8 protein-coding genes and 3 pseudogenes are annotated in these 11,695 nt (G+C 42.1%); 5 read left to right on the top strand and 6 right to left on the bottom strand.

The features are described 5' to 3' along the window. A pseudogene (locus tag JO375_RS18375) lies at positions 1 to 269 on the top strand (IS3 family transposase); the annotation flags it as partial. Between the two features lie 70 nt (positions 270 to 339). Here the strand turns inward: JO375_RS18375 and JO375_RS18370 are convergent. From JO375_RS18370 to JO375_RS18360, 3 genes are all read right to left on the bottom strand, one after another. Beyond that, complete coding sequence (locus JO375_RS18370; protein WP_229525805.1) at positions 340 to 477, bottom strand: hypothetical protein; 138 nt, start codon at positions 475 to 477, stop codon at positions 340 to 342. A gap of 607 nt (positions 478 to 1,084) precedes the next feature. Beyond that, a complete protein-coding gene (locus JO375_RS18365) occupies positions 1,085 to 1,768 on the bottom strand; it encodes a hypothetical protein (RefSeq protein ID WP_229525804.1) in 684 nt (227 codons plus the stop codon). A 217-nt stretch (positions 1,769 to 1,985) separates the two neighbouring features. Then, positions 1,986 to 2,618 carry a hypothetical protein gene (locus tag JO375_RS18360; RefSeq protein ID WP_229525803.1) on the bottom strand — a complete coding sequence of 211 codons (633 nt, stop codon included), beginning with the start codon at positions 2,616 to 2,618 and terminating at the stop codon, positions 1,986 to 1,988. A gap of 91 nt (positions 2,619 to 2,709) precedes the next feature. Here JO375_RS18360 and JO375_RS18355 point away from each other — a divergent pair, with 91 nt between their 5' ends. The 3 genes and pseudogenes from JO375_RS18355 (at position 2,710) to JO375_RS18345 (ending at position 5,093) form a co-directional block, all read left to right on the top strand. Further along, positions 2,710 to 3,075: a hypothetical protein gene (locus JO375_RS18355; RefSeq protein WP_229525802.1), complete on the top strand. Its 366-nt coding sequence runs from the start codon at positions 2,710 to 2,712 to the stop codon at positions 3,073 to 3,075. Between the two features lies 1 nt (position 3,076). Next, the gene (locus JO375_RS18350; RefSeq protein WP_229525801.1) at positions 3,077 to 3,412 is read left to right on the top strand and encodes an Imm8 family immunity protein; all 336 of its coding nucleotides are present in this window, start codon (positions 3,077 to 3,079) and stop codon (positions 3,410 to 3,412) included. Positions 3,413 to 4,307: 895 nt separating this feature from the next. Further along, positions 4,308 to 5,093 (top strand): annotated as a pseudogene (locus JO375_RS18345) (IS3 family transposase). A 488-nt stretch (positions 5,094 to 5,581) separates the two neighbouring features. On the opposite strand, the pseudogene JO375_RS18340 reads toward JO375_RS18345, so the two are convergent. Continuing rightward, positions 5,582 to 5,683 (bottom strand): annotated as a pseudogene (locus JO375_RS18340) (LacI family DNA-binding transcriptional regulator); the annotation flags it as partial. Between the two features lie 280 nt (positions 5,684 to 5,963). On the opposite strand from JO375_RS18340, the gene JO375_RS18335 reads away from it, so the two are divergent. Further along, on the top strand, positions 5,964 to 9,128 hold the full coding sequence (locus JO375_RS18335) for a bifunctional cytochrome P450/NADPH--P450 reductase (RefSeq protein ID WP_322098754.1): 3,165 nt from the start codon (positions 5,964 to 5,966) through the stop codon (positions 9,126 to 9,128). A 505-nt stretch (positions 9,129 to 9,633) separates the two neighbouring features. On the opposite strand, the gene JO375_RS25135 is transcribed toward JO375_RS18335, so the two are convergent. Further along, positions 9,634 to 9,858, bottom strand: a complete 225-nt coding sequence (locus JO375_RS25135) for a helix-turn-helix domain-containing protein (RefSeq protein ID WP_377531003.1) — start codon at positions 9,856 to 9,858, stop codon at positions 9,634 to 9,636. 70 nt (positions 9,859 to 9,928) lie between these two features. Beyond that, positions 9,929 to 11,500 (bottom strand): diguanylate cyclase, encoded by a 1,572-nt coding sequence (locus tag JO375_RS18330; RefSeq protein ID WP_229525799.1) that lies wholly within the window; start codon positions 11,498 to 11,500, stop codon positions 9,929 to 9,931. Positions 11,501 to 11,695: the final 195 nt, after the last annotated feature.

Raw genomic sequence — 11,695 nt, 5'->3', positions numbered from 1 at the left:
ATGAAAAGATGGACGAGCTTCTGGAAACCTTTGAGATCGGTCGTTCTCTGAGCATGAAAGGCTGTCCCTACGATAACGCTGTGGCAGAAGCTACGTTCAAAGTCATGAAGACAGAGTTTGTGTATCAGATGAATTTTCAGAGCCTTCGTCATCTGGAACTGGAGCTGTTTGATTATGTGAATTGGTATAACCATCATCGAATCCATGGAACCCTGGAGTACATGATCCCAGTTCACTATCGTCATGCAGCCCTTAAAAAAGTTGTCTGATTTACTGTTGACAATCCAACCCGGCTGGGTTACTGGCGTATCGCCGGAAACGCGATATTACAACGCTCTGTTACAAACGAAAAGCTTGCACAGGCAGGATATTATGACTTCCCTGCACAGTACGAGCGTCTTCGCCAACTGCACTTAAACGGTTGAACCGCCGTATACCGAACGGTACGTACGGTGGTGTGAGAGGTCGGCTGCTCAATTAATGGGTAGCCTCCTACTCGATTTTGTGGGTTCATTGCAGGGTACATTGCGGTTGAAATGCCTTGCTGTGACTGGGTTCGTACGGTGTGCTGTTGATGTAACCAGTGACTGTCACTGATGGTATGCAGGGTGCTACCGTATCTTGGGATGGTAAGACTAATACGGCTACAGTTACAAAATAAATAAACACCCTACTGGCATTTAGCTGGTAGGGTGTTTATTGTGTTTATAAAGAAAGGTCTTGCTTTTAGACGCTGAGTATGGCGCTCAAAAAAATTTTATTTACTAAGGTCAACGTGATTTATTACGTCTCAAAAACATCATAAGAAGTACACAAAAATACAATGTAAAAGCAACAATAATCCACCACTGAGGGTCAAATATATACAGAATGACTCCTATAAGCAGGACTGTTTCTGTTATTGCAATCCTTACGTTTAGCATTGTTTTTTTGCTCACTCTTGCTTCCAACTTAGGAAGCAATATGAGGGCAATTGCAGTCAATGCAGCAAAAAAAATTGAAGTAAATGAATTATAAATAAATACCAGCTCCCTTTTTGATTATGTACATCTCCTGTGCCGTTAGGGGCTGCTGAAGAGAGACATTAATTACTTGTGATGGACCATCCTGTCCACATCAGGTTAACCGTAATTCCTCTGCCTTTATCTTGGATCTTAAGGACTTGTGCAAGAAGCCCTGCTCCTGCCCCGAAAATCGCCCCGCCTAGTGCTGGGCCTTGCCCACCCGGAATAGTGGATAAAAGCAGGGATAGAAATCCAGCGGCAGAGCCAGACGCTTCCATAGCTGCTATCTGGTTTTGTGTTTCTGAGTGAGATAGGGTTATAGCAACACCCCATGGATAAACATTACTAAAAGCATTTGTGCTGAATTGGTTATTGTAATGGCTATTTCCTTTTGCGGTTACTGTGATATCTCCAGTCGCTGTACTTAAATATCCTGCTTTGATTTCGGTATTTATTTGTTCAAAAGCCTTCGCAAGTTTATCATACTTTTCTTCGCCAACAACGTCCTTGGCTTTTGTATCCAGTGTGTAAAGCCCGTCTTCCCCTAAGATGATGTAAGGTTCAATCTTTGCTGCTGCTGCGGCAATTTCGTCAGCATTAATCACTGTCGGTTGCCCTTTTTGTTCTAATGTACTGCTTGAACCGTTGCTGTCAACTGATGGAGTGGCAAATGCTGCAACAGGCGCTACCACAGTGAGAGCTAAGACACTTGTAAGGATAATTGCTGTCTTCTTCATTTTCAATACAGACACTTCCTTTTCCATGATATGGAATACTTAAACATTATACCACTTAAAAAGGAATTTTTTTGTATTAAGATATAATAAAAATGGAAATTGATTCTTTGGAACTGCTTATTCTACAGAACTCGACATCTTGCTCTAAATAAATTAACGACTCCTTTAAGAAGTCGTTAATTACAGTAATATTTATGATTAGAATATTCCGTGACTATTAGGAGTGATTTGGCCAGTTACCGCATTAATGGGTGGTGTGAGGATGATTAAACTTAATACGATTGTCAAAGTAAGAAATACCTTTTTCATTTTTCAGTTCCCCTTCCAGAATTTTTTTAAATAGCAGGGCGTAACTGTCAAGCTGAGACGGGGTAGCAAAACCTCTAAACGCCTCGAATAGAGCTATACACCGTTTGAAGTATTTACCATTTTCTATTTTAATGGAGGATTCCAATGCCTGCAACAAGCAATTTAATGCATCGACAAACTTGTCTTTTCTTAGATGGTATAACGCTAAATGATAAGAGTAATCAATGAACTGAAAAATGTTTCCGTAATCCTCCAGTTCGGGAAAAGCAGCACTATACTGACTCATGGCGGCTAACTCATTGTCAATGTCCCACCCATACTGTAGGGCTGCTTCAACGATTGAGACATGGGCTGGAAGCCAGTCATCTTCTGGGGAAATTCCCAAGAACCTTATATACTCGGGAATAATATGCTTGTTTCCTTCAAACATTGTTAATTCGTATTGGTTCAGCTTGGCTAAAAGTTTAAAATTCTCTACAACCTCAAGTCCATCCTTATCCAACCCGTTAAACCAACCTAGCTCAGAGTATTTTTCAATGTAGTCTCTGGTGGCTGTGTAATTTTGCATCTTTAGGTGTGCTACACCACACATCAAGTGGCTGTGAAACTACATCTTCAAAACCAAGCAAACCGAACGAGAAGCTTCCTGAAACTGAGGGATGGGTGATCTTAACCAATCTGGTACAAAGTATTATAACCCAAATTATGTTTATAACATGAGTTCAACTGACATGGTTCTAGGAGCAAAAAATGCACCTAAGGGGTTGTCAACAATGGGGGGCGCTACGAGAGCCGATGCTATGGAAGCAGGGAAAGCGTGGGTTGGACCTGGTGCAAAGCCAATAACTAACGGAAATGGTGAGATAATTGGTTACAGCAGTCAGGACGCGTTAAGGGCATTTAGGTTACAATATAAACCGAAGGAAGGCAGAGTAAGGGCTAACTTTACGGAGAATACCCTTAATGAACGAACTAATGGAAAAAAAGAAGTCAAAAACGTTCACGTTGATATAATGGAGGAATAGAATGATTAAACCACAATTAGTCTCATTTACTGTTATTAGCGAAGAGTGGGGGGATGATATCGAAGATTTTGCTGTTGATGTACAAATAGATATCGGGCCATATAATTCAGAAGGTGCTGATACTTTTTCCTTTCGTGTCATAAGTCCAAAGAGACTGGAACAATATCTTGACGGAAATAATGTAGAAATTGGACGGGGAATCTTTATCATGAAAGATTACAATATAGGTGCTATTCAATCTCAGGTAAACCGGCTACTTGATAAATGCCGAGGTGATTCATGGATAGAGGTTGCAATATTATTATCAAGATATTTTCATTGGGAATATGAGGAGTAAAATTTGTTTTAACCTTGATGGGCTTTGTGTCTTTCAAGGTTTCTTTTATTGGTGAGGGCTACCCAGTGCTGAATGAACCCATCATTCAACAAATAACACATATAACCCTTGTAATACCCGTATAAGATTTCTTCATTTCGGTTGTACGCACATAAATGCTTGAATTTCATCCCCTAAATAATGGTTTTCCGTTACAACAAACAGGTTGATTGTGGTCAGATACCACCATGATTGACCTGTTTGTTGTTATCATCGTTTTCTTGCGGGTTTGTTCAAAATTAAATGCAACTTTGCGAATAGATACCCCGATGGATATAGTGTCGAGAGCGTCGCAACTAAATTGTAAGATAGTCCGACCACTAATATTGTCAGGACTTAACTGAACATTTCTCAACGGGAAGGTCATGTGTTAATGGCTAGCCACCTGCCCTCTAATTAAGCCCGAAATTCATGGAAAAATTCGGGAGGGGGCGGCACATGAAAGGGGTCACTATATCCATTGACCGCATTGTCATTGACTTTACAGACGTATATTGGGACTTCTTCAACGAGTTCCACAAACGAATCTGTCATTTCTACGGGGTCAGAATGACGGTGGGGGACAGAGGATTTCAATATCGAATCAGAATCAATACGGGAGAACACTTCATGCATATCTCCTACAAGTTGGTCTTTGCCCCAAAAACTCGTAAGAATACGCTGAGGATTGAAGCCTACCCGAAATCTCTTGTTTACTTTCGTCATTGGCTCGAACAAATTCGAGATTACGCTAATGAAATTTTATTAGTGTGGTGTGATGTAGCTTTCGATATTGGATCGGCTACACTCTTCTAGACAGAAAAATTGTGGTCTAATTTAGTAGACTACAGACCAACCTAGAAGAAACTAACGGATCATGACTAAAAAAGAAAGACGTACCTTTAGCGCTGAATTTAAAGCACAGATGGTTCAGCTCTATCAAAGTGGCAAAGCACGAAAAGATATCATTCAAGAATACGATTTGAATCCTTCATCGTTGGATAAATGGGTGAAACAGAGTTCCACATCTGGGTCCATCAAAGAGAAAGACAACCGATTATGAAGGAATACGTGTTGGTTTCCTCGTATACGGTCGCTCAGTACAACCCTCATCCCACGAGATGCAATGAAGCCAAGCAAGCGAATGTACTTGACCGCAAATTTGAACAAGAGCAGGAGTTATCTGTCGTCGTAAGCGGATCTGACATACGTCCGAGTATGTTCATATTGGAACTACGTATGCTTCTTTGTAGATCTGTTTAACCACGAGATTATCGGCTACAGTGCAGTCCCCCACATGGATGCCAAGCTGGTTTACCGTGCTTTGAATTCAATTAAGGGCAACCTGAATGACATTCAGCTCTTCCATACCGACTGAGGTAATAAATTCAAGAATAAGCTCATTGACGATGCGCTGGAGGCTTTTCAGATTGAGCGTTCTTTGAGCATGAAAGGCTGTCCTTATGACAATCCCGTTGCAGAAGCCACTTTTAAAATTTTCAAAACGGAGTTTGTAAAGAAACGTCATTTTGAAAGTCTTGCTGAGCTAACCACAGAATTACATGACTATGTACACTGGTTTAACCATATTCGGATTCACGGTTTTCTGGATTACTTGAGTCCGGCTGAGTTCAAGCAGAGGCACCACAAAAAAATTGTCTAGTTTAGTGTTGACAATCCAGAGAATCACACTTTCCGTTGACAACAAAAGTTAGCGGAAAGTGTTTTTTCTTATCATGTCAAAAATTGAATTCTTACATTAGTTGCATAATATATTGACAGATGGTTAATTATGGTGAAAAATGAATTATGTTTTAAAAAACTGGCAGAGGTACCGTAGTAGTCGGAGATTGGGAAAGCCAACAACACTTATATCGAGAAACATAGGACATATGGTTCGGTTACGAAAAGTAAAAGAGATCGGCATGCCGATCCCTAATAGCTCTTTTCAATTGGTTTGGTTTCGCCGGTACGGGGATTGAACGGCATAGGTTCACCAAGTTCTTCGAACTTAACGATCTTGTGCTTAACCCCCTGATTCTCCAGAGCTTTCAAAAGATCTTCTGGGGTTTCTGTTATAACTACACCTGGAAGGTTCGATCACCAATATTTTCCTGAAGATACTGTTATGACTAATCAACTGGCGTGAATGGTGTCTGGGCTCACAGACAGTGACAGATCGTTATTTAAAACCCTTGAGACTGTTGCGGCAGACACACCCGCTTCGCGGGCAATGTCTTTAATAGTTGCCAAAAGAGTTCACGCCTTTTTAGTTAATGTTTTTACTAAAAATCGACTTTATCCTAACACATCCCATTCAACCTTTCAAGATGACAATTGAATATAATAAGATTGCTTTTGATCTACTAGTGTTTTGAAGAGACATTAATTAAAACGTTTACTTTTAATTAATGTAATCAATTATGTGTCCATTGAGATTAAACACAATCCGATAGGAATGAATATTCACTTCTATCGTTGAATAACAATTAAGAGTTTTTACAAAATAAAACCACCAATGGAGGTTTTGTATATGACAACTATTCCACAACCTAAAACTTTTGGTCCACTCGGCAATTTGCCTCTAATTGATAAGGACCGGCTCGTACAATCATTCATGAAGCACGCTGATGAATATGGACCTATTTTTCGTACGGATCTTCCCTCGGGAAGCATCATATTTATTTCCGGACACGATCTCGTTGCCGATGCTTGCGATGAATCGCGTTTTGATAAAAATATATCTCCATCCTTAAGGAAGATTCGTCCCTTATTAGGTGACGGCTTGTTCACAGCTGGAACACAAGAACCAAATTGGCAGAAGGCACACAATATTTTACTACCAAGCTTCAGTCAAACCGCATTGCGCGGATATCATGGCATGATGGTGGACATTGCAGTACAACTCATTCAAAAATGGACGCGATTAAACCCGGATGAGAGTGTAGATGTTCCAGAAGACATGACTCGTCTTACTTTAGATACCATTGGTTTATGTGGATTCAATTACCGCTTTAACAGCTTTTACCGGGAGCAGCCGCATCCATTCATTATATGCATGGTTCGGGTACTGGGTGAGGCCATGAGCCAACTGCAACGTCTTGGTATTCAAGATAAGTTAATGGTAGTTACGAAGCGTCAATTCAAGCATGACATTCAAACCATGTTTTCTTTGGTAGATAAAATCATTGCAGAAAGGAAAGCTGCCGATCAGCAAGGTAAAGACGATTTACTTGCACATATGTTAAACGGTGTAGACCCTGCAACAGGCGAAAAATTGGATGATGAGAACATAAGGTACCAAATTATTACGTTTCTGATTGCTGGGCATGAAACCACGAGTGGGTTACTGTCCTTCGCTTTGTATTACCTGTTGAAAAATCCGGATAAATTAAAGAAGGCTTATGAAGAAGTGGATCGCGTTCTGAAAGAACCGATTCCAAGTTATTCGCAAGTACGGGAATTAAAATATATTCGAATGATCTTGAACGAAGCCCTGAGACTTTGGCCAACTGCCCCAACTTTTTCCTTGTATGCAGAGGAGGATATGGTCTTAGCCGATAAATACCCTATAAAGAAAGGGGAGACGGTAACTGTTCTCATCCCAAAACTTCATCGTGATACCGAAGTGTGGGGGGATGATGTAGAGGAATTCCGTCCGGAAAGATTCGTGGATCCTGGCCAAATTCCTCACCATGCCTATAAGCCTTTCGGAAATGGCCAGCGTGCATGTATTGGACAGCAATTTGCACTTCACGAAGCAACTCTTGTTCTTGGTATGGTGCTCAGACAATTTGAAATTATCGATCATACGAATTATCAGCTTAAAGTGAAGGAAACCTTAACCTTAAAGCCAGAAGATTTCACGATGAGGGTTCGCCCCCGTGGAACGCAGACTCATTTAAGTTTCACTGCAATGCCAATAGCGGAACCGGTGAAACAAGAAAAACCGACAGGAATGCCAGTGATTGAAGCTCATAACACACCTCTTCTCGTACTTTATGGGTCAAATATGGGGACTGCGGAAGGTATAGCACGGGATCTTGCGGAAACAGCTCGATTTCAGGGATTCCTTAGCGAAGTCAAGCCATTGAACGACAGTGTCGGCAAACTGCCCAAAGAGGGGCATGTCATTATTGTATCAGCCTCGTATAATGGAAAGCCGCCGAGTAATGCTCGTGAGTTTGTACAATGGCTAGAAAAAGTAGATCCCGGGGAACTGAATGGTGTCAGATATTCGGTATTCGGATGCGGCGACCATAATTGGGCCAGCACGTACCAGCACGTACCACGATTTATAGACGATCAGCTAAAGGCTAAAGGGGCAACACGTGTTGCAATCCGTGGAGAAGCGGATGCAAGTGGAGATTTTGAACAACAGGTTGAGGCGTGGGGTGAGAATCTGTGGGCTGAATTGCTTAGTTCGCTAGGTCTCAAGACCAGCGATGTTTCGCAGCGGGAACGGAACACGCTGAGTATACAGTTCGTCAGCGGACTAAAGGGAACTCCTGTCGCAACTAACTATAATGCGTTTTTGGCCTCAATGACGGAGAACAGAGAACTGCAGGGTGAAGGCAGCGATCGAAGCACGCGTCATATTGAGATTACGCTGCCGCATGGCGTGACTTATCAGGAGGGTGATCACCTGGGAATCATTCCAGAAAACGACCCTGTGTTGATTGAGCGTGTACTTAGGCGTTACGGACTGAATAGCGGCGATTATGTTGTTATTAGCGCTAGCGGCCGCAGTGCTGTCCACTTGCCGGTTGATCGTCCGATCAGCGTGCACGATTTGTTGAGTCACTGCATTGAACTACAAGAAGCGACTACTCGTGCGCAGCTTCGTGAACTTGCAGCATTCACAGTGTGTCCTCCTCATAAAAAAGAGTTGGAAGCTCTTTTACAGGAGGATGCTTATAAGGAAAATGTGCTGCAGAAACGTTTGACGATGCTGGATCTATTAGAGCGGTATATCGCTTGTGAGCTTCCGTTTGAAAGATTTGTTGAACTGCTTCCACCGCTTAGACCGCGTTACTATTCCATCTCCAGTTCTTCGAAGGTGCAAAGTGATTCGGTTAGCATTACTGTTGAAGTCGTTAGGGGTCCTGCCTATAGTGGGCTTGGCGAGTACCGCGGCGTTGCCTCCAATTATTTGGCGAGCCGCAAGTCTGGAGATTCTGTTATGGTGTTCGTGAATACACCTGATTCCGGATTTCATTTGCCGGAAAATTCAGAAACACCTATGATCATGGTCGGACCCGGTACTGGATTCGCCCCGTTCAGAGGGTTTCTAGAGGCCCGTCAAGCCTTGAAAAATGAAGGTAAACCACTGGGGGAGGCACATCTTTATTTTGGCTGCCGAAATGAACTGGACCACATTTATCGTGAGGAAATGGAGCATATTCAGCGACAGGGCATTGTTACGATACACACGGCATATTCCCGAAAAGATGGTACACCAAAAACATACGTTCAACATTTGATGAAGGCTAACTCGGAGGAAATCATTAGACTTTTGGATCAGGGTGGGAGACTATATATTTGCGGCGATGGAAGTAGGATGGCTCCAGATGTAGAGGCGTGTTTACAAGAAGCATATCAAGAAGTTCACGCGGTAAGTAAACAAGAAGCTCAAAAGTGGCTGGAAAAGCTTCAAAACGACGGGCGATATGCCAAGGACGTATGGGCGAGTATTTAGTTTGTTATGTATTCGGCATTCGGAAGGGTGGCAAGCATATTCCGACGGATACGATAGTTGATACAGAAACCAAAAAGAAAGCCCGTAATCCTTAGCACAGGAAACCGGCTTTCTTTTTGATGAAAATTGTCTTATTAGTGCAGGTTGAATCCTTATTGAGTCCATCGGGGTAGGGAATTCCATCACGAGGAAATGATTCGAAGTTATTTCTATATCATTTTAAGACTGTATATATTAATATTATTAGAGATAGCCATATAAGTTACGGAGTTATAAGATCTTTTGGGTTAAAGACTAATTCATTTTCAGATCAAATCGATACTAGATTTATTTCTAGTGAAGGTATAGGAGATCAAACCAATACAGTCGATTTGATGTTGGAAGATATCACTAGTTTAATTTGAATGAATATGGTCTTTGCATCAACCTTCATTCGTGCGCTTAATTCAGTTTTGGTCAGGCCACGATAATGCCTAGCCTTTTTAATTTTCTCCCTAATAGTGCCCTAAGGCATCTCCTCAAAGCAACCAAGATAAGATATCGGCTGCCTCAGCAACTCAGATAGATCGCGGAGCGTTTTAGACTTCGCGGGATTAATATCTCTCTCGATTCTGCTAAGTGCTACCTCTGATATGCCAGCTTTGGCTGCCAGCTCTTTAATTGTAATTACGAAGCATCCGATGATACCTAATTCGTGCTTCAGATGTGTTGATCCCAGCAGATAGTTCATTCGGAAAAAGCCTTGTCTCTTTTGTGATATACAGTCCCAAGGTATTATCTACATAGTTGAGCATGGAGTATCAGGAGTACCGATCATGCCTAAGTATCCCTGCCATCTTTGGCAGCTCCTTGTAATTAATCATGCGATTACGTCCATGACCCTTGGCGTAGTAAAGCGCTTCGTCTGCTTTTGTGATCAGTTCCTCTGGGACATTGTTGCCATCAGGATAGCAGGTTGCGACACCAATACTAACCGTGACCACACTTTTCATGCGTGTTCCGTTATGAAAGATTGCGGTGTTTTCTATGGCCGATCTCAGATTTTCGGCAAGTTGTGCTGCTCGCTTGGCATTTGTATCCGGCAGGATAATCGTAAATTCTTCCCCTCCGTAACGGGCAATTGTAGCTGATGTATGATTGATGGTTTTTTTAGCGATAGCCGTCACTTTGCGCAAGCAATCGTCCCCGGCCTGGTGTCCGTATAGATCGTTGTAAGCTTTAAAATGATCAATATCAAAGAAAATGAGCGACAATTCTTTCTTATTTTGCGCTGCTTTTTTCCATTCCTGCTTAAGCATTTCATCAAAAAAACGGCGGTTTGCAATTTTGGTTAGTCCATCCAACAAGGAAAGCTGCTTCAATTGCTCTTCCATTTTCTTTCTTTCGGAAATATCCGTAGCAATCCCAATGACTCCAACCGTTTTCCCGTCCAGTAAAAGCGGCGACAATGTTAGCAATACCGTTATTCGGGCACCATCCTTCCGAATACATGACCATTCTCTTCCTTCAGATACATGTTCTGCTGCGCCGTAAAAAAACACATCTAATCCTTGTATGGTTTTACCTGTTTTTTGGGACAGCTCTTTCCCATAAACCTCGACTTCATTCGGGTCAAGAAAGATCAGCGGAGATTCCTTGCCAACCAGCTCGTCCGCGCGGTAGCCAAGCATTTTCTCTGTTCCCTTATTGGCATGCGTGAGCTGTCCCTCCCAACCGATGGCTATAATAGCTGTACCTACTGCGGATTCAAAAATCGCTTCTTGAAGTGCATGTAGGGAACGGTATTTTCGCTCGCTGTACTCTAATTGTTTAGTTAGTTGATTCGTTGTAGAAAAGAAGGCAATTAACGATGCTGCGAAGAGTCCGCCCAAACCGACAAGCGCTAAATAGGAGAAGGTATCCTTTTTAATGCCCCTCGTGAGCGACAGGATCGTAATGATCGTCATACTCAGTAATACCGAGAGCAACCAGCGGTGCCTATAACATTTAACAACCTGCATAATGATCCCACTGCCGATGGCAGCTAATGTAATCGATAATAATGGCGTCATGCTGGCAGGCGAAGATGTAAAGGTCCCCACTAATGTTATCCGGCCCAACACAAAGAATAGAGCAGTCACTAAAGAAGCGGTCAGCCCCCCAAAATAAGCGGAACTGATGACAACGATATGGCGGAAATCGATAAAGGATGTTTCATTTATTTGATAACTGAACAGCAGAAGAAGGAGAGCACAACAGCCGTGCGTGATCCCGATCAGCAGCTTAAATCGCAAGGTACGATGGTCTTCCATTAAGTAGCGCCGGAATAAATGGTTGAAGAGAAAAAAGAACGCCGTTAACAAGGCGAAATTCGCAATCATATCTCTTAACATAGATAGTCCTTCCATACATGTTTGTATATCGTGATGTGATGTTATATTTGTTCCGGCTATTATTCTTCATCACGCATGATATAAGTATAATGGGAAACAGAAATAAAAGTAAGCAGAAATTCCATAAATAAACTGAGGTTAGCCATTGGATCTTCCTATCAAAATCATAATAAATATGCAATTGAACGCTCATTG

The organism is Paenibacillus farraposensis, from assembly GCF_020736845.1.
GTDB classification, from domain to species: domain Bacteria; phylum Bacillota; class Bacilli; order Paenibacillales; family Paenibacillaceae; genus Paenibacillus; species Paenibacillus farraposensis.
The sequence above is the reverse complement of the archived record's forward strand: the minus strand, read 5'-3'. Positions and strand labels throughout refer to the sequence as shown.

Coding starts and splice junctions, on each gene's coding strand:
- JO375_RS18365 (WP_229525804.1), bottom strand. CDS start 1,768: ATGGAAAAGGAAGTGTCTGTATTGAAAATGAAGAAGACAGCAATTATC.
- JO375_RS18360 (WP_229525803.1), bottom strand. CDS start 2,618: ATGCAAAATTACACAGCCACCAGAGACTACATTGAAAAATACTCTGAG.
- JO375_RS18355 (WP_229525802.1), top strand. CDS start 2,710: ATGGGTGATCTTAACCAATCTGGTACAAAGTATTATAACCCAAATTAT.
- JO375_RS18350 (WP_229525801.1), top strand. CDS start 3,077: ATGATTAAACCACAATTAGTCTCATTTACTGTTATTAGCGAAGAGTGG.
- JO375_RS18335 (WP_322098754.1), top strand. CDS start 5,964: ATGACAACTATTCCACAACCTAAAACTTTTGGTCCACTCGGCAATTTG.
- JO375_RS25135 (WP_377531003.1), bottom strand. CDS start 9,858: ATGAACTATCTGCTGGGATCAACACATCTGAAGCACGAATTAGGTATC.
- JO375_RS18330 (WP_229525799.1), bottom strand. CDS start 11,500: ATGTTAAGAGATATGATTGCGAATTTCGCCTTGTTAACGGCGTTCTTT.